Source organism: Pseudomonas putida, from assembly GCF_002025705.1.
Lineage (GTDB): Bacteria > Pseudomonadota > Gammaproteobacteria > Pseudomonadales > Pseudomonadaceae > Aquipseudomonas > Aquipseudomonas putida_J.
In genome coordinates this window covers 5,048,127-5,072,546 of the sequence record NZ_CP018846.1, presented here as the reverse complement: position 1 = coordinate 5,072,546, position 24,420 = coordinate 5,048,127, and the positions used below count along the sequence as shown (strand labels likewise).

The 24,420-nt window shown below is 58.5% G+C and carries 23 protein-coding genes and 6 tRNA genes; 20 read left to right on the top strand and 9 right to left on the bottom strand.

The window, feature by feature from the left end; genetic code table 11:
- Together BUQ73_RS23050 and thiO are read left to right on the top strand one after the other, a co-directional pair.
- On the top strand, nucleotides 1–390 hold the full coding sequence (locus BUQ73_RS23050) for a type IV pilin protein (protein WP_079229814.1): 390 nt from the start codon (nucleotides 1–3) through the stop codon (nucleotides 388–390).
- Nucleotides 391–443: 53 nt separating this feature from the next.
- Complete coding sequence (thiO, locus tag BUQ73_RS23045; RefSeq protein WP_079229813.1) at nucleotides 444–1,541, top strand: glycine oxidase ThiO; 1,098 nt, start codon at nucleotides 444–446, stop codon at nucleotides 1,539–1,541.
- Nucleotides 1,542–1,685: 144 nt separating this feature from the next.
- Here the strand turns inward: thiO and BUQ73_RS23040 are convergent, their stop codons facing one another.
- A complete protein-coding gene (locus tag BUQ73_RS23040) occupies nucleotides 1,686–1,916 on the bottom strand; it encodes a PP0621 family protein (RefSeq protein ID WP_079229812.1) in 231 nt (76 codons plus the stop codon).
- 93 nt (nucleotides 1,917–2,009) lie between these two features.
- Nucleotides 2,010–3,029, bottom strand: a complete 1,020-nt coding sequence (locus BUQ73_RS23035; protein WP_079229811.1) for an outer membrane protein assembly factor BamD — start codon at nucleotides 3,027–3,029, stop codon at nucleotides 2,010–2,012.
- Between the two features lie 147 nt (nucleotides 3,030–3,176).
- Here BUQ73_RS23035 and rluD point away from each other — a divergent pair, with 147 nt between their 5' ends.
- From rluD to BUQ73_RS22995, 8 genes are all read left to right on the top strand, one after another.
- Nucleotides 3,177–4,139: a 23S rRNA pseudouridine(1911/1915/1917) synthase RluD gene (gene rluD, locus BUQ73_RS23030; protein WP_027918228.1), complete on the top strand. Its 963-nt coding sequence runs from the start codon at nucleotides 3,177–3,179 to the stop codon at nucleotides 4,137–4,139.
- A complete protein-coding gene (gene pgeF / locus BUQ73_RS23025; protein WP_079229810.1) occupies nucleotides 4,136–4,876 on the top strand; it encodes a peptidoglycan editing factor PgeF in 741 nt (246 codons plus the stop codon). Before rluD ends, pgeF begins: the two co-directional genes overlap by 4 nt.
- A 230-nt stretch (nucleotides 4,877–5,106) precedes the next feature.
- Nucleotides 5,107–7,671: an ATP-dependent chaperone ClpB gene (gene clpB, locus BUQ73_RS23020; protein ID WP_079229809.1), complete on the top strand. Its 2,565-nt coding sequence runs from the start codon at nucleotides 5,107–5,109 to the stop codon at nucleotides 7,669–7,671.
- 459 nt (nucleotides 7,672–8,130) lie between these two features.
- A tRNA-Asn gene (locus BUQ73_RS23015) sits at nucleotides 8,131–8,206 on the top strand.
- A 4-nt stretch (nucleotides 8,207–8,210) separates the two neighbouring features.
- Nucleotides 8,211–8,287: transfer RNA gene (locus BUQ73_RS23010), tRNA-Pro, on the top strand.
- A gap of 6 nt (nucleotides 8,288–8,293) precedes the next feature.
- Nucleotides 8,294–8,369: transfer RNA gene (locus tag BUQ73_RS23005), tRNA-Lys, on the top strand.
- Between the two features lie 47 nt (nucleotides 8,370–8,416).
- A tRNA-Pro gene (locus BUQ73_RS23000) sits at nucleotides 8,417–8,493 on the top strand.
- A gap of 5 nt (nucleotides 8,494–8,498) precedes the next feature.
- A tRNA-Lys gene (locus BUQ73_RS22995) sits at nucleotides 8,499–8,574 on the top strand.
- Nucleotides 8,575–8,714: 140 nt separating this feature from the next.
- Here the strand turns inward: BUQ73_RS22995 and BUQ73_RS22990 are convergent.
- From BUQ73_RS22990 to BUQ73_RS22980, 3 genes are all read right to left on the bottom strand, one after another.
- Entirely contained in the window at nucleotides 8,715–10,010 is a 1,296-nt protein-coding gene (locus BUQ73_RS22990; RefSeq protein WP_079229808.1) for an NAD(P)/FAD-dependent oxidoreductase, read from the bottom strand.
- Between the two features lie 84 nt (nucleotides 10,011–10,094).
- Complete coding sequence (locus tag BUQ73_RS22985) at nucleotides 10,095–10,268, bottom strand: DUF3094 family protein (RefSeq protein WP_003247547.1); 174 nt, start codon at nucleotides 10,266–10,268, stop codon at nucleotides 10,095–10,097.
- A gap of 132 nt (nucleotides 10,269–10,400) precedes the next feature.
- Complete coding sequence (locus BUQ73_RS22980; RefSeq protein ID WP_027918232.1) at nucleotides 10,401–11,030, bottom strand: DUF1780 domain-containing protein; 630 nt, start codon at nucleotides 11,028–11,030, stop codon at nucleotides 10,401–10,403.
- A gap of 144 nt (nucleotides 11,031–11,174) precedes the next feature.
- Here BUQ73_RS22980 and BUQ73_RS22975 point away from each other — a divergent pair, with 144 nt between their 5' ends.
- Nucleotides 11,175–11,858 (top strand): energy-coupling factor ABC transporter permease, encoded by a 684-nt coding sequence (locus BUQ73_RS22975; RefSeq protein WP_079229807.1) that lies wholly within the window; start codon nucleotides 11,175–11,177, stop codon nucleotides 11,856–11,858.
- 178 nt (nucleotides 11,859–12,036) lie between these two features.
- Here BUQ73_RS22975 and yacG read toward each other — a convergent pair whose 3' ends face one another.
- The 4 genes from yacG to BUQ73_RS22955 are packed head-to-tail and all read right to left on the bottom strand — an operon-like array spanning nucleotide 12,037 to nucleotide 14,934.
- Entirely contained in the window at nucleotides 12,037–12,237 is a 201-nt protein-coding gene (yacG, locus tag BUQ73_RS22970; protein ID WP_027918234.1) for a DNA gyrase inhibitor YacG, read from the bottom strand.
- Complete coding sequence (gene coaE / locus BUQ73_RS22965) at nucleotides 12,234–12,857, bottom strand: dephospho-CoA kinase (protein WP_079229806.1); 624 nt, start codon at nucleotides 12,855–12,857, stop codon at nucleotides 12,234–12,236. The genes yacG and coaE overlap by 4 nt, the downstream gene beginning before the upstream one ends.
- Nucleotides 12,857–13,723, bottom strand: coding sequence for a prepilin peptidase (locus tag BUQ73_RS22960; RefSeq protein ID WP_079229805.1), 867 nt, complete (start codon nucleotides 13,721–13,723; stop codon nucleotides 12,857–12,859). Before BUQ73_RS22960 ends, coaE begins: the two co-directional genes overlap by 1 nt.
- Before the next feature lie 2 nt (nucleotides 13,724–13,725).
- Nucleotides 13,726–14,934, bottom strand: a complete 1,209-nt coding sequence (locus BUQ73_RS22955; RefSeq protein WP_079229804.1) for a type II secretion system F family protein — start codon at nucleotides 14,932–14,934, stop codon at nucleotides 13,726–13,728.
- Nucleotides 14,935–15,149: 215 nt separating this feature from the next.
- On the opposite strand from BUQ73_RS22955, the gene BUQ73_RS22950 reads away from it, so the two are divergent.
- The 9 genes from BUQ73_RS22950 (at nucleotide 15,150) to BUQ73_RS22905 (ending at nucleotide 24,334) form a co-directional block, all read left to right on the top strand.
- The gene (locus tag BUQ73_RS22950) at nucleotides 15,150–15,560 is read left to right on the top strand and encodes a pilin (protein WP_079229803.1); all 411 of its coding nucleotides are present in this window, start codon (nucleotides 15,150–15,152) and stop codon (nucleotides 15,558–15,560) included.
- 70 nt (nucleotides 15,561–15,630) lie between these two features.
- Nucleotides 15,631–15,706: transfer RNA gene (locus BUQ73_RS22945), tRNA-Thr, on the top strand.
- A 164-nt stretch (nucleotides 15,707–15,870) separates the two neighbouring features.
- A complete protein-coding gene (locus BUQ73_RS22940; protein ID WP_079229802.1) occupies nucleotides 15,871–17,199 on the top strand; it encodes a tyrosine-type recombinase/integrase in 1,329 nt (442 codons plus the stop codon).
- Nucleotides 17,200–18,175: 976 nt separating this feature from the next.
- Nucleotides 18,176–18,475 carry a hypothetical protein gene (locus BUQ73_RS29050; RefSeq protein WP_416171801.1) on the top strand — a complete coding sequence of 100 codons (300 nt, stop codon included), beginning with the start codon at nucleotides 18,176–18,178 and terminating at the stop codon, nucleotides 18,473–18,475.
- Nucleotides 18,435–19,592, top strand: a complete 1,158-nt coding sequence (locus tag BUQ73_RS22925) for a DUF4062 domain-containing protein (RefSeq protein WP_079229801.1) — start codon at nucleotides 18,435–18,437, stop codon at nucleotides 19,590–19,592. The genes BUQ73_RS29050 and BUQ73_RS22925 overlap by 41 nt, the downstream gene beginning before the upstream one ends.
- A gap of 532 nt (nucleotides 19,593–20,124) precedes the next feature.
- Nucleotides 20,125–20,661, top strand: coding sequence for a hypothetical protein (locus tag BUQ73_RS22920; RefSeq protein WP_079229800.1), 537 nt, complete (start codon nucleotides 20,125–20,127; stop codon nucleotides 20,659–20,661).
- Nucleotides 20,662–20,881: 220 nt separating this feature from the next.
- Entirely contained in the window at nucleotides 20,882–21,760 is an 879-nt protein-coding gene (locus BUQ73_RS22915) for an HNH endonuclease (protein ID WP_202818627.1), read from the top strand.
- A gap of 1,462 nt (nucleotides 21,761–23,222) precedes the next feature.
- Nucleotides 23,223–23,453, top strand: coding sequence for a hypothetical protein (locus BUQ73_RS22910; RefSeq protein ID WP_079229798.1), 231 nt, complete (start codon nucleotides 23,223–23,225; stop codon nucleotides 23,451–23,453).
- Nucleotides 23,454–23,533: 80 nt separating this feature from the next.
- Nucleotides 23,534–24,334: a class I SAM-dependent methyltransferase gene (locus BUQ73_RS22905; protein WP_079229797.1), complete on the top strand. Its 801-nt coding sequence runs from the start codon at nucleotides 23,534–23,536 to the stop codon at nucleotides 24,332–24,334.
- Nucleotides 24,335–24,420: the final 86 nt, after the last annotated feature.

Sequence of the window (24,420 nt, the reverse complement as noted above, 5' to 3'; positions counted from 1 at the left end):
ATGCAGCAAGGTATCACCCTGATCGAGTTGTTGATTGTCGTGGCCGTGACCGGCATTCTGGCAGCCATTGCCTACCCCAGTTACAGCGACCAGCTCAGGCGAGCCGCACGCAGCGAAGTGGTTGGCCTGCTGCATGACGCCGCCTTGCGCCTGGAACGCCATCGCGTGCGCACCGGCCATTACGCCGAAGGCGACCCGCAGTTGCCCGCCGCCAACCGTCATTACCGCCTGCAGGCCCAGCGCGACAGCGATACCTTCACGCTGACCGCCCACCGGCTGCCCGATGGCCTGATGGCCGATGATCGCTGTGGTGACTTCCAGCTCGACCAGGCCGGTGTGCAGGGCAATCCGGGCGCCACTGAAAGCAGCGAGCGCTGCTGGGGAAGCTGAAGGTTGAATGATGCCCGTGCATCGCGGTTTTACTTCAGGTGTTGGATCGACAGATGAGCAAGCAAGTAGTGGTGGTCGGCGGCGGGGTGATCGGCCTGCTGACCGCGTTCAACCTGGCGGCGAAGGTCGGCCAGGTGGTGGTGTGTGACCAGGGTGAAGTTGGGCGCGAGTCTTCCTGGGCCGGTGGCGGTATCGTTTCGCCGTTGTACCCCTGGCGCTATAGCCCGGCGGTGACCGCTTTGGCGCACTGGTCGCAGGACTTTTATCCACAATTGGGCGAGCGCCTGGCCGCAACCACTGGCATCGACCCCGAGGTGCACACCACTGGCCTCTATTGGCTCGATCTTGACGACGAAGCCGAGGCCTTGGCTTGGGCCGAGCGTGAACAGCGGCCCCTCCGCGCCGTGGACATCTCGGCCGCCTACGATGCGGTGCCGGTGCTTGGCCCAGGCTTCAAGCACGCGATCTTCATGGCCGGTGTGGCCAACGTGCGCAATCCGCGGCTGGTGAAGTCGCTCAAGGCGGCGTTGCAGGCGCTGCCCAATGTGACCTTGCGCGAGCACTGCCAGGTCAGCGGCTTCGTTCATGAGAACGGCCGCGTGACTGGCGTACAAACGGCTGACGGTGTGCTCAAGGCCGATGAAGTGGTGCTCAGTGCCGGTGCCTGGAGTGGCGACCTGCTGCGCACTTTGGGGCTCGAACTTCCGGTAGAGCCGGTAAAGGGCCAGATGATCCTGTTCAAATGTGCCGAAGACTTCCTGCCGAGCATGGTGCTGGCCAGGGGGCGCTATGCGATTCCGCGTCGTGATGGGCACATTCTGGTGGGCAGTACGCTGGAGCATGCCGGGTACGACAAGACTCCGACCGAGGAGGCGCTGGCCAGCCTCAAGGCGTCGGCCATCGAACTGCTGCCTGAGCTCAAGGATGCCACGGTGGTGGCGCACTGGGCCGGACTGCGTCCAGGCTCGCCTGAAGGCATTCCGTACATCGGGCCAGTGCCTGGGCATGACGGTTTGTGGCTGAACTGCGGGCACTACCGCAACGGGCTGGTGCTGGCGCCGGCTTCGTGTCAGCTGTTCACCGACTTGCTGACCGGGGCCGAGCCGATCATTGATCCTGCGCCTTATAAGCCAGAGGGGCGTTTGGGCTGAGATTGCTGGGCCCGCTTTGCGGGCCTTTCGCGACACAAGGCCGCTCCTACAGGGATCGCAGTCTCTTGTAGGAGCGGCCTTGCCGGGGCGCCGGACCGGTCGGAAAGGGCTGCACAGCAGCCCCAATTTCACCAAGCTAACAGATCACTGCGATTGGCCAGGCCCTTGCTGCAGGTGCGTCTGGCTGCAATACCACTCATTACCTTGCTGCAGCGCCCGGTCATCGGGCAGGTGTACGCCACAGTGGGCGCAGCGCACCATCTTCAGCGGCGCGTCGAGCTTCGGCTCGGAGTGCGATTGCTGGCTGACTTTGAACTTGCGCCACAGCCAGAACGCGGCGGCGATCAGGGCGATCCAGAAAAGTAGGCGAACCATGGTGTCCAGCTTGTTGGTTGTAGAAGCCGACAGTCTAGGACGCAGCCATAAAAAAAGGGAGGCCTCAGGCCTCCCTTTCTCATTGCGCTTGGGTCAGTCGAACAGACCAAAGGTCATGTAGCTGAACCAAGAGCGGTCTTTCTCAGCTTCTTTCGGGCCTGCCGGCACGATCGGGTCGCCGTTCTCGTCCTTAGGCAGCAGCTCTTGCGGCATCTCGTCGCGCGCGTCCTGGAACTGCTTGACCACGTCCTGGTTGGCGCGGGTTTCGCCCGGCGGCAGCGGGGTCTCGGTCTCGATCAGGCCCAGGGTGGCCTTGGACAGCCAGCCGCGGCCGTCAGACTCGGTCTGCTTGGGCTGGAACTGGCCATCGACCAGGCTTGGGTGGTCCGGGTAGTTGAGCTTGAGGGTTTCCAGGCTGGTGGCAGCCAGTTCGTCCAGGTGCATCTTCTGGTACGACTCGACCATCACGGCCAGGCCGTCGCCGACCGATGGGGTCTCCTGGAAGTTCTCGACCACGTAGCGGCCACGGTTGGCAGCGGCCACGTAAGCCTGGCGGCTCAGGTAGTAATCAGCCACGTGGATTTCGTAGGAAGCCAGCAGGTTGCGCAGGTAGATCATGCGCTGCTTGGCGTCTGGCGCGTAGCGGCTGTTGGGGAAGCGGCTGGTCAGCTGGGCGAACTCGTTGTACGAGTCGCGCGCGGCGCCCGGGTCACGCTTGGTCATGTCCAGCGGCAGGAAACGCGCCAGCAGGCCACGGTCCTGGTCGAACGAAGTCAGGCCCTTGAGGTAGTAGGCGTAGTCGACGTTCGGGTGCTGCGGGTGCAGGCGAATGAAGCGCTCGGCAGCCGATTTGGCAGCCTCAGGCTCGGAGTTCTTGTAGTTGGCGTAGATCAGCTCGAGCTGCGCCTGGTCGGCGTAGCGGCCGAACGGGTAACGCGACTCCAGGGCCTTGAGCTTGTTCACGGCGCTGGTGTAGCTGGAGTTGTCCAGGTCAGCCTGAGCCTGTTGATACAGCTCGGCCTCACTGAGGTTCTCGTCAATGACTTCCTTATTGGAGGAACAGGCCGCGGTGAGCCCGAGGATGGCGATCAGCAGCAGGTGTTTCACTTGCATGGCGGCTTGCGTCCCTTTGACGGCCGCTGTCTTGGGCGGTGCCGTCCTGTTATGATGAGCGCCCCGGCCAACCCCGGGACAAAAGAAGCCGTATTTAACCACAAGCTCGCAGCCGAAACCAAAGGCTGTGCGCCCGCCGAATCGAGCATGTCCGAGATCATTCAACTTAGCGCAGAGGTCCCGTCCGAACTGGGCGGTCAACGCCTCGACCAGGTCGCCGCCCAATTGTTCGCCGAGTATTCGCGTTCACGGCTTACTTCGTGGATCAAAGAGGGCCGCCTGACGGTCGATGGCGCGGTCGTGCGCCCTCGGGACCCGGTCCATGGTGGCTCGCAACTAATCCTGGAGGCCGAGCAAGAGGCCCAGGGTGAGTGGATCGCAGAAGATATCGAACTGGATATCGTCTACGAAGACGACCACATCATGGTGATCAACAAGCCTGCCGGGCTGGTTGTGCACCCGGCTGCCGGGCATGCCAGCGGTACGCTGCTCAATGCGCTGCTGCACCACGTGCCAGACATCGTCAACGTGCCGCGCGCCGGCATCGTGCACCGCCTGGACAAGGACACCACCGGCCTGATGGTGGTGGCCAAGACCTTGCAGGCGCAGACCAAGCTGGTCGAGCAGATGCAGGCCCGTAAAGTCAGCCGCATCTACGAATGCATCGTCATCGGCGTGGTCACCGCCGGTGGCAAGATCGATGCGCCGATCGGCCGTCACGGTGGTATGCGCCAGCGCATGGCGGTCACCGACGGCGGCAAGCCGGCAGTCAGCCACTACCGTGTGCTCAAGCGCTTCCGCTCGCACACCCACGTGCGCGTGAAGCTGGAAACCGGCCGTACCCACCAGATTCGTGTGCACATGGCCCATGTCGGTTTCCCGCTGGTCGGCGACCAGACCTACGGCGGGCGCTTCCGCATTCCGCCGGCTGCCAGCCCAACCATGGTCGAGGCGGTGAAGACCTTCCCGCGCCAGGCGCTGCATGCGCGTTTCCTCGCCTTGGCTCACCCGATCACCGGTGAAATCATGAAGTGGGAATCGCCGTTGCCGGATGACTTCGTCTGGCTGCTGTCGCTGCTCAACCAGGACCGCGAGAGCTTTATCGGATGAACGGCCTGACGCAGTCGCTGCTGATCCCCGACTGGCCAGCTCCGGCCTCGGTTCGCGCCTGCGTCACTACCCGTGAGGGCGGGGTCAGCCTGCCACCCTATGAAACCTTCAATCTCGGCGACCACGTGGGCGATGACCCGGCCGCAGTCGTCGAGAACCGCCGTCGCCTGAGCGACGCATTCACCATCCAGCCAGCCTGGCTCAAGCAGGTGCATGGCTTGGTGGTGGCCGATGCCGACCCAGCCGTGGTGGCCGAGGCCGATGCCAGCTGGAGCAACCAGCCGGGCATTGCCTGCACCGTGATGACTGCCGATTGCCTGCCGGCGCTGTTCTGCGATCGCGCCGGTACGCGAGTGGCCGCAGCCCATGCTGGCTGGCGCGGGCTGGCAGGCGGCGTGCTCGAGGCTACCCTCGATCGCCTGGCGCTGGCGCCAGAAGAGGTGCTGGTGTGGCTCGGGCCGGCCATTGGCCCCAAGGCGTTCGAAGTCGGGCTGGAAGTGCGCGATGCCTTTACCGCCGTGCATCCTGAAGCGGCCAGGGCGTTTGTCGACGGCGAGCGGCCGGGCAAGCTGATGGCCGACATCTATGAGCTGGCGCGCATTCGGCTGGCCGCGCGTGGGGTGACGGCTGTTTATGGCGGTGGCTACTGCACGGTCAGTGATGCCCGCTTCTTCTCCTATCGCCGCACCCCTCAAGGTGGGCGCTTCGCCTCGCTGGTCTGGCTGGCCCCGCGCTAGCCTGTACTGGCCTCTCGCGGATAAATCCGCTCCTACACGGGAACGCGAAACCTGTAGGAGCGGATTCATCCGCGAATGCCCCAGCGCTGATCCAGAAAGCTGACCCCGGTCAACCCCGCTACGCTTGAATCTTCCAGAATCAGCCTTATCTATAAGGTCATCTCAGGCAGGTTTCTTCATAAACAGGCGCTGTCCATCGCTCCGACCTGCCCTTTAAAGGAAGGTACACCATGCGAATAGACCGTTTGACCAGCAAGCTTCAGCTTGCAATATCCGATGCCCAATCCCTGGCCGTTGGCATGGACCACCCCGCCATCGAGCCTGTGCACCTGTTGCAGGCACTGCTCGAACAGCAGGGCGGTTCGATCAAGCCGCTGTTGATGCAGGTTGGCTTCGACATCAACAGCCTGCGCCAGGCATTGGTGAAAGAACTCGACCAGTTGCCGAAAATCCAGAACCCCACCGGCGACGTGAACATGTCGCAGGACCTGGCACGCCTGCTCAACCAGGCTGACCGCCTGGCCCAGCAGAAGGGCGACCAGTTCATTTCCAGCGAACTGGTGCTGCTCGCTGCCATGGACGAGAACAGCAAGCTCGGCAAGTTGCTGCTCAGCCAGGGTGTGAGCAAAAAGGCCCTGGAGAACGCCATCAACAACCTGCGCGGCGGCGCGGCGGTGAATGACGCCAATGCCGAAGAGTCGCGCCAGGCCCTGGACAAGTACACCGTCGACCTGACCAAGCGCGCCGAAGAAGGCAAGCTTGACCCGGTGATCGGCCGTGACGACGAAATCCGCCGCACCGTGCAGGTGCTGCAGCGTCGTACCAAGAACAACCCGGTGCTGATCGGTGAGCCTGGCGTGGGTAAAACCGCCATCGCCGAGGGCCTGGCCCAGCGCATCATCAACGGTGAAGTGCCCGATGGCCTGAAAGGCAAGCGCCTGCTGGCGCTGGACATGGGCGCGCTGATCGCCGGTGCCAAGTACCGTGGCGAGTTCGAAGAGCGCCTCAAAGGCCTGCTCAACGAGCTGTCCAAGCAGGAAGGCCAGATCATCCTGTTCATCGACGAACTGCACACCATGGTCGGCGCCGGCAAAGGCGAGGGCGCCATGGACGCCGGCAACATGCTCAAGCCGGCCCTGGCCCGCGGCGAGTTGCACTGCGTTGGCGCTACCACGCTCAACGAATACCGCCAGTTCATCGAGAAGGACGCGGCGCTGGAGCGGCGCTTCCAGAAAGTGCTGGTGGAAGAGCCGAGCGAGGAAGACACCATCGCCATCCTGCGTGGCCTGAAAGAACGCTATGAAGTGCACCACAAGGTGGCCATCACCGACGGTGCGATCATTGCCGCAGCCAAGCTCAGCCACCGCTACATCACCGACCGCCAGCTGCCAGACAAGGCCATCGACCTGATCGACGAAGCGGCCAGCCGCATCCGCATGGAGATCGACTCCAAGCCGGAAGTGCTCGACCGCCTTGACCGTCGCCTGATCCAGTTGAAGGTGGAGTCCCAGGCGCTGAAGAAGGAAGAAGACGAGGCGGCCAAGAAGCGCCTCGAGAAGCTCACCGAAGAAATCGAGCGGCTGGAGCGCGAGTATTCCGACCTGGAGGAAATCTGGGCGTCGGAGAAAGCCGAAGTGCAAGGCTCGGCGCAGATCCAGCAAAAGATCGAGCAGGCTCGCCAGGAACTGGAGACCGCTCGTCGCAAAGGCGACCTGAGCCGCATGGCCGAACTGCAGTACGGGGTTATCCCGGACCTGGAGCGCAGCCTGCAGATGGTCGACCAGCATGGCAAGACCGAGAACCAGTTGCTGCGCAACAAGGTGACCGAGGAAGAGATTGCCGAAGTGGTGTCCAAGTGGACGGGTATCCCGGTGGCGAAGATGCTCGAAGGCGAGCGTGAGAAGCTGCTGAAGATGGAAGAGCTGCTGCACCAGCGCGTAATCGGCCAGGGCGAAGCGGTGACCGCGGTTGCCAACGCCGTGCGCCGTTCGCGTGCCGGGCTGTCCGACCCGAACCGGCCGAGTGGTTCGTTCCTGTTCCTCGGCCCGACCGGTGTGGGCAAGACCGAGCTGTGCAAGGCACTGGCCGAGTTCCTGTTCGATACCGAAGAGGCCATGGTGCGTATCGACATGTCCGAGTTCATGGAGAAACACTCCGTGGCTCGCCTGATTGGTGCCCCGCCAGGCTATGTCGGTTATGAAGAGGGCGGTTACCTGACCGAGGCCGTGCGCCGCAAGCCGTACTCGGTGGTGCTGCTGGACGAAGTGGAGAAGGCCCACCCGGATGTGTTCAACGTGCTGCTGCAGGTGCTGGAAGACGGCCGCCTGACTGACAGCCATGGCCGCACCGTGGACTTCCGCAACACGGTGATCGTGATGACCTCCAACCTGGGCTCGGCGCAGATCCAGGAGCTGGTGGGGGATCGCGAGGCACAGCGTGCGGCGGTGATGGACGCGGTGGGCTCGCACTTCCGTCCGGAGTTCATCAACCGTATCGACGAAGTGGTGGTGTTCGAGCCACTGGGCCGCGAGCAGATCGCCGGTATCACCGAGATCCAGCTTGGCCGCCTGCGCAGCCGCCTGCTCGAGCGCGAACTGTCGCTGAGCCTGAGCCCAGAGGCGTTGGACAAGCTGATCGCCGTGGGTTACGACCCGGTTTATGGCGCGCGTCCGCTGAAGCGGGCGATCCAGCGCTGGATCGAAAACCCGCTGGCGCAGCTGATTCTGGCTGGCAAGTTCGTACCAGGGGCGGCGATTACCGCCAAGGTCGAAGGCGACGAAATCGTCTTTGCCTGATCAAGGCTGCAAATGAGCCCCGCATCTGCGGGGCTTTTTTTTGTGTGATTTCCTGTGCCGGCCCCTTCGCGGGCAAGCCTGCCCCCACAGGATTACCTACCGTTTCAAGGCCTGTGCAGTACCTGTGGGAGCGGGCTTGCCCGCGAAGGGGCCGGCACAGGCCCAGTAAAATCGGGGCTTTCCGGGCTTGTTGGTTAACTTGCTGAAAATTTTGAATTTTTTGCTTGCATCATAAATCGAGTGCCCCTAATATACGCCGCGTTGTCAGGCACTAAGCGAATCACCAGCAACATCGGTGGCCGCAAAACAACTTACAAATCAGTAAGTTGAATGAAAAAAAGTGGTTGACAAGCAAAACGAAGAATGTAGAATAGCCGGCCTCAGCAGCGACAACGCGAAAGCGCAGAAGCTAAAGGGTCCGAAGCGAACACAGTCTTCGGAGTTGTACCGAAGTTCAGTTCCGCGATAGCTCAGTCGGTAGAGCAAATGACTGTTAATCATTGGGTCCCTGGTTCGAGTCCAGGTCGCGGAGCCAATCTCGGGGTGTAGCGCAGTCCGGTAGCGCGCCTGCTTTGGGAGCAGGATGTCAGGAGTTCGAATCCCCTCACCCCGACCATTTTCCGGGTCGTTAGCTCAGTTGGTAGAGCAGTTGGCTTTTAACCAATTGGTCGTAGGTTCGAATCCTACACGACCCACCATGTAGAAAAGGGCATCTCCAATGAGATGCCCTTTTTTTTGAAAGACCCGGGGTGTAGCGCAGTCCGGTAGCGCGCCTGCTTTGGGAGCAGGATGTCAGGAGTTCGAATCCCCTCACCCCGACCATTTTTGGGTCGTTAGCTCAGTTGGTAGAGCAGTTGGCTTTTAACCAATTGGTCGTAGGTTCGAATCCTACACGACCCACCATGTAAAAAGGGCATCTCAAATGAGATGCCCTTTTTCTTTGCCTCGATTTATCCTGCCAGATCCTTTGGCCTGCTTCGCAGGCCTTTCCGACCGGTCCGGCGCCCCGGTCGGAAAGGGGCGCAAAGCGCCCCCGGCGATCCTCAGTGCAGCTTCAGGCGCGGCTCTGTGCCCCGACCAATCTTGCTACCCAGCATCATCAAGGCCGTGCGGAAGAACCCATACAGCGCCATCTGGTGCATGCGGTACAGCGACACGTAGAACATCCGCGCCAGCCAGCCCTCCAGCTTCACGCTGCCCATCAGGTTACCCATCAGGTTGCCCACCGCCGAGAAGCGCGACAGCGACACCAGCGAACCGTAGTCCTTGTACTCGTAAGTCGGCAGTTCCTTGTTCTCCAATCGCGCCTTCAGGCTCTGCGCCAGCATTGAAGCCTGCTGGTGCGCGGCCTGGGCCCGTGGCGGCACATTGCGGTCGCTACCCGGTTGCGGGCAAGCAGCGCAGTCACCGAAGGCGAAGATGTTGTCGTCGCGGGTGGTCTGCAGGGTAGGGCGCACCACCAGCTGGTTGATACGGTTGGTTTCAAGGCCGTCGATATCCTTGAGGAACCCCGGTGCACGGATACCCGCCGCCCACACCTTGAGGCTGGCCTGGATCACTTCACCGTCTTTGGTCTTCAGGCCATCTTCGGTCACTTCACTGACGGCGGCGTTGGTCAGCACCTTGACCCCGAGTTTTTCCAGGGTCTTGTGCACCGGCACGCTGATGCGCTCCGGCAGCGCAGGCAACACGCGCGGGCCAGCCTCGATGATGGTGATGTGCATGTCCTTGGGCTGGATGCGGTCCAGGCCATAGGCCGCCAGTTCGTGGGCCGCGTGGTGCAGCTCTGCCGCCAGCTCCACGCCGGTAGCACCGGCACCGACGATGGCCACGCTGATCTGCTCGCTGGCCACATCGCCAGCGTGGGCACGCAGGTAGTGGTTCAGCAGCTGCTGGTGGAAGCGCTCGGCCTGCTTGCGGGTGTCGAGGAACAGGCAGTGCTGCGCCGCGCCCAAGGTGCCGAAGTCGTTGGTGTTGGAGCCGACGGCGATCACCAGGGTGTCGTAGCCCAGGGTGCGCGCAGGCAGCAGCTCGCGGCCCTCTTCATCAAGGGTGGCGGCCAGTTGGATTTGCTTGCCTTCACGGTCCAGGCCGCTCATGCGCCCCAGCTGGAAGTTGAAATGGTTCCACTTGGCCTGGGCCACGTAGTTCAGTTCATCTTCCGAGGAGTTCAGCGAGCCGGCGGCCACTTCGTGCAGCAGCGGTTTCCAGATGTGCGTGAGGTTGGCGTCGACCAGGGTGATCTCGGCCTGCTTGCGCTTGCCCAGGCTTTTACCCAGGCGGGTCGCCAGTTCCAGGCCGCCGGCGCCGCCGCCGACAATCACGATGCGATGAGTCATGGGAATATCTCATAAGGTTTACGGAATTCGTGGCCCCAAGGGCCGGCCGCAAACTGCGTGAGGGGAGGGCGAGCGCAAGGCAGCTCATAGCACCAGTCCACTCAGCAGGCGGCTGATGAGACCCAACCCGATGGTCACGGCCAGTACCAGCGCAAGGAGCAGCCAGGGCCGAAATGGCCGGCGCTCGACTTGGTGCTGGGGGGCTCGCAGATACTCATCGACACGACGCTGATCTTCCGGGTTCAGGCGGCTGGTCATGGTGGGCCTCGTCAGGTAGACGTTTGTGACTGCACGAACGCCACAGCGTTCATGCAAGCGCTTCAAACAAATGATAATGCTTTCTATCCCTGGCGCCGAGTTTACGCCATCGCAAAGACTCTCGGCACTGGATCAAAGACTGATCCCCACGTCGAAGACGATGCTGCGCCCCAGGTTACCGCGCAGGAAGTCCGGTGCATCGGGGTGGGCGAACAGTACACGGGCAAAGGTCGGCCCGACCAGCGACAGCGAACGCCAGCCCTGGCGCAGGTATTCGGTGGGTGGCGGGAAGTGGGTGTTGAGGTCGAGCACTTCGCGCTTGAGGCTGGCAAAGGCGATGATGTCCAGCTCGCTCAGGTCCAGCCCGCGCTCGCGGTAGTTGTGCGCCTTCTTGCGCAAGGTCGGCGCCAGGCGCCCCAGCAGCTCGGCGGCGGCGATGCGCCGGGGGCGGGCTTCGCGGCGCACCAGCTGGGCCAGGGAAAAGGCACTGCGCCGACGCTGCAGCTCTTCACGCCATTCGTCGTTGAGGCGGCGGCCTTCGTCGAGCACGAAAAACACTTCAAAGGCGGCATCGCGGAACAGCACATCCGGGGGCTCCTGGCCGGCCGGGGTGAAGTCCTCGCTGCGGTACGGGATGTTCAGCCCCTGCAACAGGCGCTGGCACACCCACCGCTCCCGCTCCCACTTGCGGGCGTTGGATAGAAAGGCATTGGCTTGTTCGGCCTGGATGGTAAGCAGGCGCAGGTAGTCTGAGTCATCCATGGGAACAAGCTTAGCCGCTAATCGATGACGGTAAGATGCTGTTTGTGCGTGGGAATCAGGCCAATGTCGGCCACCGCTGCGGGCGTTGGCGAGAATCGATGTAGACTCAGTTTTATCCACAGGCCAGACAGGGGCATTGTTCGGGTGATCAGCGCGCAGGTTTTATCCACAACCAGCCTGGCCATAGGTTGGCTTGGCTACGTGCCGTTGCTGATCTGGGCCGCCAGCCGCACGCGCTGGGTCGAGCTGGTGACCGACCGGCGCCGCCAGCACCTGCTGTTTGGTACGGTGTTCTGCCTGTTTGCCCTATGGCTGGTCAGGCGCGATTTCGATACAGGCGTGTCGTATCACTTCATCGGCATGACGGCGGTGACCTTGTTGCTGGACTGGCCACTGGCAGTGCTCGGTGGCTTCTTCGCCCAGCTCGGCTTGCTGGCGCTGGGGCGGCAGGACTTCGCGGCGCTCGGGGTCAACGGGTTGCTGCTGGTGGGGTTGCCGGTGCTGATCACCGAAGTGTGCGCGATCCTGGTCGAGCGGGCGCAGCCGCGTAACCTGTTCGTTTACATCTTCTGTTCAGGGTTCTTCCCCGCTGCACTGACGGTGCTGATTTGCGTGCCGGTGGCGTTGGGGGTGTTATGGCTGGATGGTCGCTTTGCGATGCCGGAGTGGCTCAGCGATTTTATCGGCTACCTGTGGCTGATGATGTTCCCGGAGGCGTTCATCAACGGCATGGTGATCAGTGCGCTGGTGGTGTTTTGCCCGGAGTGGCTGGAAACATTCAACCGTACCCGGTATCTGCAGGCGCCGTGGAAGGATGATGAGCGCTGAGTCGACGTGTGCGGTCGTTGTAGGAGCGGCCTCGCCGGGGCGCCGGACCGGTCGGAAAGGGTCGCGAAGCGGCCCCAGGATTTCAGCACACATGCAGAGATTGCCGGGGCCGCTTCGCGGCCCTTTCCGACCGGTCCGGCGCCCCGGCGAGGCCGCTCCTACAACGACCGTGCTCAGTTTAGTGCCGCGGCTCCAGCTCCCCGGAAAACAGCTCATCCTCGGCATCCGGCGCCACCGGAATCTTGTGCTCCTCCGCCGCCCAGGCCCCCAGGTCGATCAGCTTGCAGCGATCGGAACAGAATGGCCGGAACGTGTTTTTCTCGTTCCATTCCACAGGTGCGCCACAGGTCGGGCAATCGACGGTCAATGGCTGGCTCATGGCTGGCCTCCTCGTAAAGTCAGGTAAAAGTGGTGCAGGCGGTCAATCTGCTCGTGCAGTGCGGCCAGGTTGCCGTCATTGACCACCACATCGTCGGCATGGCCCAAGCGCTCCTCCCGGCCCAGCTGGGCCTTGAGAATGGCCTGCACCTGCTCGGCACTGGTGTTGTCACGTGCCAGGGTGCGCGCCACCTGCAACTCTTGCGGCACATCGATGACCAGCACGCGCTGGACCTTCTGGTGCTGGCCCGACTCGATCAGCAGCGGCGACACGTACACCGCATAGGGCGATTCGGCCTTGGCCAGGTAACTGAAGATCTCCTGCCCGATCAGCGGGTGCAGCAGTTGTTCCAGCCACTTGCGCTGCGCCGGGTCGGCAAAGATCAGCTGGCGCAAGGCCGCGCGATCAAGCTGGCCATCGTCCAGCAGCACGCCGGGGCCGAAGCGCTCGACGATGCTGGCCAGTGCCGGGCGGCCGGGTTCGACCACCCAGCGCGCCGCCTGATCGGCATCGACCAGGTGCACGCCAAGTTCGACGAAGCGTTCGGCGGCTGCGCTCTTGCCGCTGCCGATGCCGCCGGTCAGCCCGAGAATCCAGGGGGTGAAGGCCTTGGTGGTCATCACATTCCAAACAGTTGCAGGTAGGAGGCGTATATTTCATCACCCCAGAGCACAGCAATCCACCCCGCAATGGCCAGATAAGGGCCAAAGGGTATGGCAGTGCCGACGGACTGCCTGCGCACGCGCAGCAGGCACAGGCCCGCCACCACGCCGATCACCGATGACAGCAGCAAGGTCACCGGCAATACCTGCCAGCCACCCCAGGCCCCGATCAGCGCCAGCAGCTTGAAGTCGCCATAGCCCATGCCTTCCTTGCCAGTGACCAGCTTGAACACCCAGTACACCGACCACAGGCTCAGGTACCCGGCCACTGCGCCCCACAGTGCATCGGGCAATGGCACCACAGTGTCGAAGGCATTGACGATCAGGCCCAGCCACAGCGTCGGCAGCACCAGCACATCGGGCAATAGCTGCTGGTCATGGTCGATCAGACTCAGCGTCAGCAGGCTCCAGGTCAGCAGCAGCAGTGCCAGGGCCTCGGTGCTTGTGCCGGAATGCCAGGCCACTGCCATCGACAACAGCGCACAGGCCACCTCGACCAGCGGATAACGTGCACTGATCGGCTGCTTGCACGCCGAGCAGCGCCCACGCAACGCCAGGTAACTGATTACGGGAATGTTCTCCCAGGCGCGGATCGCGTGGTTGCAATGGGGGCAGTGGGAAGCGGGGAGGGACAGATTGAAGCGCTCGTGCTCGGTGGTCGGCAAGCCCAGCACCTCCTGCGCCTCACGCTGCCACTGGCGCTCGAGCATGATCGGCAGGCGATGCACCACCACATTGAGGAAGCTGCCCACCAGCAGGCCGAGCACAGCCGCCAGCGTGATGAAGTAGGCCGGCTGTTCGGCCAGCAAAGTCCATGAAGTCATGTTCAGATCAAGCTACCCAACTGGAAGATCGGCAGGTACATCGCCACCACCAGGCCACCGACCAGCAAGCCCAGGATCAGCACGATGGCCGGCTCCAGCAGGCTGGTCAACTGGTCCAGCGCCTGGCTGACCTGTTCCTCGTAATGGCTGGCGGACTTCGCCAGCATCTGGTCCAGCGTGCCGCTGGATTCACCAATGGCGGTGAGTTGCACTAACAATGGCGGAAACAGTGGTTCGTTGGCCATCGCCTGATTCAGCGCCTGCCCGTTGGCCATGCCCTGGCGCAAGCGCTGCACCGCCTGTTCGTGCAGATCGTCGCCGCAAGCCTTGGCCACGGTGACCAGCGCATCCAGCATCGGCACCCCGGCAGCATAAGACGTGGCCAGGGTGCGGGCGAAGCGCGCCAGGGCGGCCTGGCTCAACAGCCTGCCGAATACAGGAAGGCGCAAAGCCTGTGCAGTTATCCACAGCCGTGCTGGCGCATGCCTCTGATACAGCCGGGTAAAGGCGAATCCCAGGCCAACTGCGGTTATCAACAGCAGCGGCGCATAGCGCCCCAGCCCTGTGGACAAGTCGATCACCCACTGCGTGAAGGCCGGTAGCGCCGCATCGAAACCGGCAAACAGGCTTTCGAAGCGCGGAATCACCTCCAGCAACAAGATCGCCGAAACCCCCAAACCGGTCAGCAACAGCAGCAATGGGTAGAGCATCGCCTTGCGCACCCTTTTACGCAGTAGCTGGCGTTGCTCCAGCATCCCCGCCAACTGCTCCAGCTGCCGATCGAGCGTGCCGGCTTGCTCGCCCACACGAATGAGGTTGCAGTACAACCCATCGAACCACGCCGGATGGCGTTGCAGCGCATCGGCCAGCCCCAGGCCCGAGGCCACATCCCGTTTCAATTTATCCAGCAAGGTTGCCTGCCCCGTACTGCAGCCACTGCGGCCCATCACTTCGAAGGCCTGCAACAGCGGCACCCCGGCCTTGAGCAAGGTCGCCAGCTGGCGGCTGAAGCCCGTCGGGTCGGCCTTTTCCCGAGCCTTCGGCATACGCCATTCAAACCCGCCGGCCGCCCGCAGGCTGACCACGCGAATGCCCTGGCGCTGCAAGCCGGCCCGTGCATAAGCCAGGCTGCGCCCGCTGACCTGGCCGCTGACCGTGGCGCCACTGGCATCAGTGCCGCGCCACGAATAAAGATGCGTCGATGAGTTCATGCAAAGGTCCTTTTGTGCTCGTGCGACAAGCCTGGAAACAGCTTGCCGCGTCCATGAGCGGGCGTGCGTCCGTGATGCTCACTAGAGTAGTTCAGCGAAGATGACGCCCTGGCGGGCAGGGGTGACAAAAGGTGTCTGTTCAGGCCTACTGCGCCGCTGCCATCTGGGGGCGAGCCTGACCTCCACGAGTACACGTATCAAAAAGGAAATCGTTCATGAAAGGGCAACGCGGTATCACCCTGATCGAACTGATGATCGTCGTCGCGATCATCGGCATTCTGGCGACCATCGCCATCCCGATGTACACCAACCACCAGTCCCGCACCAAGGCTGCGGCCGGGTTGCTGGAAATCAGCGCGCTGAAAACGGCGATGGAAGTGCGCTTGAACGAAGGCAAGGATGTGAACAACGTGGCCGACCTGGGCGGCCAGCCGGCGACGGCGAACTGTGCGATTGCGGTGAGCAGCAAAGCGGCTGACGGGATTGGCACGATTGCATGCGCTCTGGTTGATGCGCCGGCCAATGTGGTTGGAAAGAGCCTTGCCCTGACGCGCTCGCCAACTGGCTGGACCTGCACTACCGATATCGAGGAAGACCTCGCGCCGAAGGGTTGCAAAGCGCCCTGAGGGGAGGGGAATAAGGCCGGGGAAACAGGGGTTTACGCGACGGGTGTGGCAGTGGTACGTTGCGCTACACGCCGGTGTAGCTCAGTCGGTAGAGCAGCGCACTCGTAACGCGAAGGTCGCAGGTTCGATTCCTGTCTCCGGCACCACATCCAGCTCCACTGCATTCCGCTGAATGCTTTGGAAGCCCTCTAAACCGGCCCTCTGGCCGGTTTTTTATTTCCACGACCCTCCGTCGGGAACCAACAAAATCCCCAATAACCGGGGGTATTTTTGGGGTACAGCGTCTTTCCTGAATGGAGAACGTACCCCTATGCCACGCCTAGCCATTCCGCTCAGCGACCTCAAATGCCGCACGGCCAAACCGCGTGATCGCGCCTACAAACTGTTCGACGGCGGGGGTATGTACCTGTACGTCACGCCCTGTGGCTCGAAGACTTGGCGGTTACGGTATTTCAAACCCAACGGCAAGGAAGGCACGCTGATTATCGGCAAGTACCCAATCGTTTCGTTGGCCGTCGCGAGGACCAAGCGCGATGAGGCCAAGGCACTGTTGCTCGATAACCTTGATCCGATGGAAGAAAAGCAGAAGGCCAAGATTGCTGCCCAGCGGGCGAGTCTTCTCTTTGAAACTGTCGCCTTGGAGTGGCATGTCGAAATGTCCCGGCGCTGGACTGAGGGGCACGCCAAGACGGTGCTGAGCAAGTTGCGTACCCATGTGTTTCCACTAATCGGCCAGCGGCCTATCGCCGGACTCGACACCCATGATCTCCTTGAGGTCACCCAGCGGATCAAGGATCGCGGCACCATGGATGTAGCGCTGCGTGTGCAGAACTATCTCTCCACGATCATGCGGGGTGCGAAGCGGGCGCGGCAGATCACTCAAAATCCGGCGCTCGATCTGGCCGGCTCGATTCAAGCGCCGCGTACCGTGCACCGTCCTGCACTCTCGCTAAACCGCCTTCCTGAACTGCTGGATCGGATCGACAACTACACCGGTCGCGAGCTGACCCGGCTTGCAGTGCTGCTGACGCTGCATGTGTTTGTGCGCTCCAGCGAACTGCGCTTCGCCCGGTGGGATGAATTCGACCTGCAACGGGCGATGTGGGAGATCCCCGATACCCGTAAGCCGATTGAAGGCGTCCGCTATTCCACACGCGGGACCAAGATGAGTGGGGACATTCAGATAGTGCCGCTGTCGCCTCAAGTCATCGAGATCCTTGAACGGCTGCGCAGCTTGAATCGCTTCTCTGAACTCGTGTTGCCTGGTGACCACAGGTACTGGAAACCCTTGTCGGAGAATACGGTTAACCAGGTGCTGCGCAATATGGGGTACGACACCACCAAAGACGTGTGCGGGCATGGTTTAAGGACCATGGCTTGTAGTGCCTTGCTCGAATCGGGGCTTTGGACGGATGCGGCGATTGAGCGGCAGATGAGCCATCAGGAGCGTAACCGCGTGCGCGCTGCGTACATCCACAAGGCCCAGTTTCTGGAGCAACGTCGGTTGATCATGGCGTGGTGGAGTAACTACATCGATGCCAACAGATCGGGCCATGTCACCCCGCATGAGTTTGCCCATCCGGTAGGCGACAACGTCACAGTCTTGCCAAATGGTCATGGCGCATTCAATCGCGGGTGAGCCTACGAGATCGGCGCTGGCTGCGCTTTCACGCAGGTCCATCCAAACAGGGCTGCAAAGCCGCCCTGTTTGGATGGACCTCACTTTGAAAAGCAAAAGCCACGACGTTGTCCGGGGGTACCACGGAATTCCACCGATGGATAAGCGCTTTTCACGTCCCCAAGAGCACTGAGTTTCGGCCCTTGACCGGGTTTATCCACAGGCGTAGAACTGGCCGTGCAAGCGCTGTCGATGACAGCACCCCAGGTGACCCGAACCTTCAAGGTCACGCCGCTCCTGCGGTGGTTCTCCCCAAGGGCGATTAGCATCCGGCAGCTCGCCCGGTCACTACCCATGTGATGGATGCTCTTACACATTTGGCCCTTGTGCGCCAGACACACCGTACCTCGCTGCCCTGCAGCAACCTATCCGCTTGGCCGAATATTGCGCCAACCTGTGCCCGTCTCTTTCTTCTGGAAAGAGACGGGCACTTCTACCACTGCTGCAGCCCTGATCGCACAAGGCTTTGCGGCAATCCCCCTCGTGACAATCGGCGTGACAAACGCCGATGTCACCAGCAACAGCGATGTAGATGATGGTGCCGCAGACCAGGGAATGGACTGCACCTGACTGACAGTCAGGCATGCCCCAGTCATCGCATTGCTGCTTGCACCCGGCTCAGGATCTTCAGGCGCTGGTCTCGTCAGCCATTGCTGCCTCCACCCGCCCACCGGTAACGGTGCTCAGGAGGCCAGATCATGAGTTGCCCTTGCTCCCGGTCGTAAGGAGTCGCCAGTCCCGCGTTAAAGGACATCCCCACAGGTCGCAGGGGCCTTGATCCCTGATAACACTCAGCATTCTTGGCGGGATGACGTGGGGCGAGGACTGGAGGGCGGAAGATGGGGTGACCGACATGGTATTGGTGGGTAGACGCGATCGCCGCAATTTCGGTAACGGCAGGCAATTCAGTTACGCAGGGTCGTAGGCGCTGGAGGACATGTTCGGCAGTGGTCATTACGGCATGGTCAAGGCGTACTGTGATCGGTCACAGGCATTCGAGCGTCTAGCTATATGCATTGCTTCCACTGTTAACGCGCCGGCCCTGCAAGCCAGTGAGATCACCCTGCACCGGCCTGATGACATCGGTGTCTATGGCATTACCTCTCATCTAAAGCCAAGGCTATCTGGACTCAGTAGTAATTTGATGGCAAATTGCAATCAGGTTCAGTGTGTCGTTTATATGGGCAAGGAAAAAGATGGCCAAACCTCGAGTTTTTATCTCGTCAACGTGTTTTGATCTGGGGCTGCTGAGGTCGGAGTTGCGACCTTTCATCTCGATGTATGGGTATGAGCCAATCATGAGTGAGTATTCTGACATATTATATGATCCGCGCTCTCATACTCATGTCAGCTGTGTTAATGAGGTTGTGAATTGTGATGTTTTGGTCCTAATTTTGGGCCAAAGGTTTGGTGGGACTGCTGTGGATGCAGCTCTAGAATGTCTCGATTTTGATGTGTTAGCAAAAACAAGTAGTACTTCAACTTTGTTTGAGCTTGCTGACTCAAAGTTCTCAATCACGCAGCTTGAAGTTTTGAAGGCGATTGAGAGTGGAATTCCAATTTATGCTTTTGTCGACGAGAAGGTATATCATGACCATCTGGTTTATGAAAAAAACAAAAGCAACAAGGAGGTTATTGATAGGATTAAGTTTCCATCAATTCAAAGGAATGAGACTGCAAAATATATTTTTGAGTTTATAAATTATTTGAGTCATAGAGTGCAAAACAATAGTATTACTCCATTTGCCAGGTTGGAGGATATTCGTAACAATTTGACAGCTCAATGGGCTCACTTGTTTCAACGACTATTGTTTGAGAGCAAAGAGCGCTCAAATGAAGTGAAGCGATACCAGGATTTCTCAGAGCGTCTAGAGGATTTGAAGACGGCAGTGCTGGCTTCTATTGCTACTCCGGATACTCGCGAGATTGCGAAGGCCGCCGTTCAATTTAGACATGTGGTGACATTCATCTGGGCTTTGCCTATGGAAGATCATATTAAGATTCTCAACGAGGCAAATACTTGGAGTGAAGTTCTTGAGTGTGCAGGTATTACTGACGTTAAAGTCGTAGGTTCAGGAAAGGGGCTTTGGAAACGTAGAGCTGTATGTTTACTGCGTGTTGATCGTGCGTATTACGAATATCAGTATAGTATTCGAGGGTATGAGAGGCTTGAAGATGAATGGAATGAGTTTGTTAATCTCAAAGAAGACGTACGCAAGGCTATATCTGAAGCATTTGTTGATGATAATGACCGGTCGAGATTACTGAAGCTTCATGAGGGGCCCTTTGAAGATATTGTTGAGTCTGAAGACATCCAAGATTTTAGCAGCGCGGTAAAAGAGGCTATTTGGTAGTTGAGGTTAGGTGTTGTTCAGGGAGGAATGCACCTAAAATCTCGTGACAAGCAATAGTATGAGTTTGTATGGTTTGAGCTTCCGGTTTTGAGTGGTATGGTTTAAGTTGTAAGTGGCATAAGTTTGATGTTTTCTATTCGTCGTTGCGTGGAGATATAATTAGATGGCTGGGGCTTACGCTGAAAGCCCATGAGGGTTTATCGCTAGCAGTGGAGTAGTTATAAAAGCGATGTCCTTGAAGAGCATGATAAGCCAACTTGCTTACTGGGCTCTTAAATCTTACTTCGGAAGTGCGTAAGTTGCATTCATGTGATATTCGAGGCGTTACGGTCAACGATTATCCGTTGTCCACTGAGAGTCAAGTGGTTTTGCAATAAGGCTGGAATAAATGATGGCTAAACACTTGTTAAGTGGCAAGATTTTTCTAGTCCTGAATGAGGGGGTGTTAGAATGTACTTATTGTTTCAAGGTTCTGCCAATTTTGATTGTTGATGCTCAGTCATGAAAACCGAATTTAAATAGGGGGTAATTTATGTCGTTGCCACCAGAGTTGCTATCTTGGGCAGATTTTCTTGCAAAAATTGGGCAGTTCCTTTTTGGGCTTTGTAGTTTGTTACTAGCTCTGTGGGCGGCCATCTATAAAAGCAAAGATTTTTTCAGGAGTGAGCTTTCAAAGAGACAGTTGGAAGAGTTAGGATCTATAAGAAGTTCTTTGCAGTCGGTTTTTTTTGATTTTTACTATATGCCTTCAATAAAACATACTATGGTGTCTATGGGGTGGAGTTTTGAAGATTTAAAGAAGCATGATTTGAAATTATGGGAGCAAATTGAAAGGTATAATAAGACTTCCACTGATCTTTTTTATAAGTTCATTGATAGCAACTATTATCTGTTTCCTGACTGGCTGGAGAAGGAGAGACTGGAGAGGTTCGGAAAATCGATGCGAACTTTTGTCCCATTCACACTATCTTCTGCAGTCGACAAAAGTGATGAGGTTCGAGGCTCATATTTCAATGAGATATTGAACATGAAGGAATACTTGGACGTGTCCCTAAAGAAGAGAGGTTGATGGTGCGTGGTGCCGGCGTGCTTTTATTGACGTAGCTCTCCGCATGTTTTTTTGGCTGGCGGTTTAGGTGTGGAGAAAATTTTTGATCTTCTGTAAAAGTGTGAGCGGTAAAAGTTTTCTAAGTTTTTGTACTTGGGTTTTTTCAATGTCTTAATAAAGGGCTGGTAAAAGTTTGCATGGCCAAATGCGCTTCCCCTCCAATATATTAGAAGGCTTTATCATGGAGCGACATTTATACAATAAAGATGAGCTCGTGGAGTTTGGGCCGTTTAATGGGGTCGCAATCTACTCGGCAAGGCCTACTAAGCTTACAGTTGGTGATAGTATTCAGGTTGTATCCGGGTCCGCCACTAATCCCAAGCGATACTATTATCATGGTGCTTATACTTACATTCGGGAGGTTAATAGCGATAAAGTTGGGCGAAGAAAATATATTATTGCTCCTCTTGTGCCCCTAGTTCCCCCTGTTGAAATAACTCGAGAGATGCTGCCGGAAGGGCATACGTTCAATACTTTCATCGGTAGTCAAACTACTTCCTTAAGCAATGTTCCGTTTGTTTATAGTGAGCTTTATCTGGAGTTAATAGATGCTAGTGGTCAGTACGCAAATGAGCTAGAAACTGATATCGAAAGAATTAGTGCGTCAGCAGGCAATAAGTCTCAATCTAATATTGTTCGTGAGGTTTTATGTCGCCTCGGTCAAGGGCAGTTCAAAAAAAATGTCACGCGTGTGTGGGGTTATAAAAATTGCGCGATCACTGGAATTGATTTGCCGGAAATGTTGATAGCATCGCACATAAAGCCTTGGGCGAAGTGTGCGGACGGTGAGCATTTAAATGGATGCAATGGAGTAATCCTTGCTAGTCATATAGATAAGTTGTTTGATGGTTTTTTGATTACTTTCAGGGAGCGCTGTGGTCGGTTTGAGCTCGATGCATCTCCAGAAATTAATAGTTTTATATTAACAAATTTCAAGCTTGCTCGGAAAACACTAAACTTAGGGAGTATTACTCCCTCCAATTATAGGGAGGTCTCAGAGTTCATGAAATTCCATAATTCCGAATTTGAGAGCCGAGCAGTCCAATTAGCTAAAAGTTGAAGTGTGGGAAAAGCGCCAAATTGACTCTGGCGAAAGAGACAATCACCATATTGGATTTTTAGAATTTCTAGGTGTAAGAGGTTAGGGCAATATGCTGGTTCAGCAGCGGATGAGGTACTCGCACGCCAGAACATAGCCGAGGTCTGGCTCAACCCGAATACTGGTGCTTACCAATCAGGATCATACTGATTTATGACCAGTCTTCAGGCCACGGGGAATTAGGGCATATTTCGAGATCAGCATTCCGCCGAGTGGGATAGGTTAATGGTGACGTATTCGGCGTGGATGAACATGCAGGAGCGGAGCCGCAAAGCTGAGTAAACTAGGGTGGCCACGGCTTATATTGGTTGGATGGTTGTGAGCTATTGGTCGTTTTCTGCTCGTCTAGCATTTGAAGCGAGTGGTTGTATCCCGCACTGGAACCAAGAATTCCCAGTTCGATTCCATTGAAGACTAAAACGAGCTGATTTGTTTATAGATACCCTATGAGGTAAGTTATAAAATCCACCAAATTCCAGCCCCGCGAAAACCGGGCCCTTATGATCAGCAACCGTCCGTCTGTCTCCGCACCACATATCAAGGCTTGCAGCGATGCAGGTCTTTTTTGTGCCTGGATGATTGCGAAGACTTCAGCCGCCTTCTGAAACAAATTGCCGAAAGCAGGTGGTTTGACCTTCCCGGCATACGGTCGAAATCCACGCCGCCGCCTCGCTATCTGGAATCTAGGAATACTCAGCTTCCGCAGGTTTTTGGGACTGTACACCCTGGGCTCCTCCCGTCGCTCCCCCCCTCACCAGCTCGGTTTCGAGCCCGCAATTTTCCATTTAAGAATCGGCAGCTTTTAAGATAACTGATCTCCAGAGCTTCGGTTTGGCCCAGTGTTTACGGGGAAGAAACTCAAAATTTTATAGATAATGATTTTGCCACTTGGGGATAATCCTAAAAAACAGCCCTGACGTCCGCCGACCTCGTTGAGGCTTATCTGTCCCGCCTGAGGGACATAAAGGCCCGCATTCTTCCTACAAAACGTCTCGCCTCAGAACAACCCACGCGCCCTTGCGCAAGCGGGCCCATAGGGATAAATTGCCCCAGTCGTCGAAGCATCGGCGATGCGACCTTGGCCGGTCGGAATCGAAAGGCGCAGCAGCGCCCAGTCTTCATCGCAGGCGCTTTTTTTGTGCCCGCGATGTCGCGTTATGGCGGTGGTGCGCGGGACACCTTCGGGTGTGCCGGGCTCCTTTCGTCCCGGTCGGCCAACCCGCGTACTGCTGCCACCTAAACTTGCTTGGCCGCGAGCGGTGGCAGTTCCACAACGAAAGGAACTCATGCATGACCACCAGAAATCCGATCAGGATCCTCGCATCCGTTCTCCGCCGCCGCCCCGCGCCGGCCCCCAAACCTCACCGCTTCTACCCGATCTGCGACCTGGCTCGCCCCACCTCCCAACCCAGGCAGGTGCCCCATGACTGACCAGGAACGCTTATCCACCATCCAAAGCTACGCCTGGACCCTCGAACTGCTCGGCGAAGCCTTGGTCCAGCACGATGAAGTGCTGGAGTGCGAACACAACCCTCAACTGAGCTTCCGCAACACTGCAGGTATTCACCAGGCAATCCGGATCATCAGCCGGCTGGCCAGTGAGCAATGCGGCAAGATGATCGATCCCAACGACGTGCGCGATCCAGCCGATTGAAGAAGGCACCGCTGCCGCCAGCCAAGCGCTGGCGCAGCTGCTAATGTCAGACCCCTCAACAATCAAAGCTGAGGTTCAAGATGATTTCGCACAAGGATGTCATCGCTAGAAACCGTGACGCCTGGAATGCCTCCGCCGACCACCACCGGCGCAGCGCTGAGTGGGCGCGGCTTGTCGATGCAGTGGCGGACAAAGGCTTTTCTTGCCTGGATTCGACCCTGACTGAACACCTGGAACAGGTGGGCGTATCGGGCAAGGCCGTTATCCAGTTGGGCTGCAACAATGGCCGTGAAGCGTTATCGCTGTTTGCCCTTGGCGCATTGGAAGTGGTGGGTGTCGATCAGTCTTCGGAATTTCTCAAGCAGGCGCATGAGCTGGCCGAGAGGTCCCAGTACTCGCCCGAGTTCGTTGAGGCCGATATTCACGAGTTGCCGGCAACGTTCAACGAACGCTTCGATGTCGCCTTGATCACCATCGGTGTTGTGAACTGGATGCCTGACCTTGGTGTGTTCTTCAGCAACGTTGCCAGGACGCTGAAACCGGGCGGGAAGTTGGTGATATACGAGACGCACCCGTTTCTGGAAATGCTCGATCCCGAAGCCAGCGACCCTTGGCGCATCAGCACTTCCTACTTCCAGACCGAGCCGCTGGTCGAGTCCGTCGCGATTGTTTACGAAGGTAAGGGTGAGGCGAATGGGCAGCAGTCTTACTGGCATATGCACCGGCTGAGCGATCAGCTCATGGGTGTCATCGGCGCGGGGCTGAGGCTTTGCGCATTCAAGGAGTACGCGCATTCCAATCGGGAAGATCTTTACGACGTCTACACGCAGGGAGAGGCGCAGATACCCATGTGTTATGCCCTGGTAGCAGAGAAACTGTGAGGCAGCAGGGGGCTGCTATGCAGCCCATCGCAGGCAAGCCAGCTCCCACAGGGTCGGCGGCGCGATCACGGGTGTTGTACTCTGGT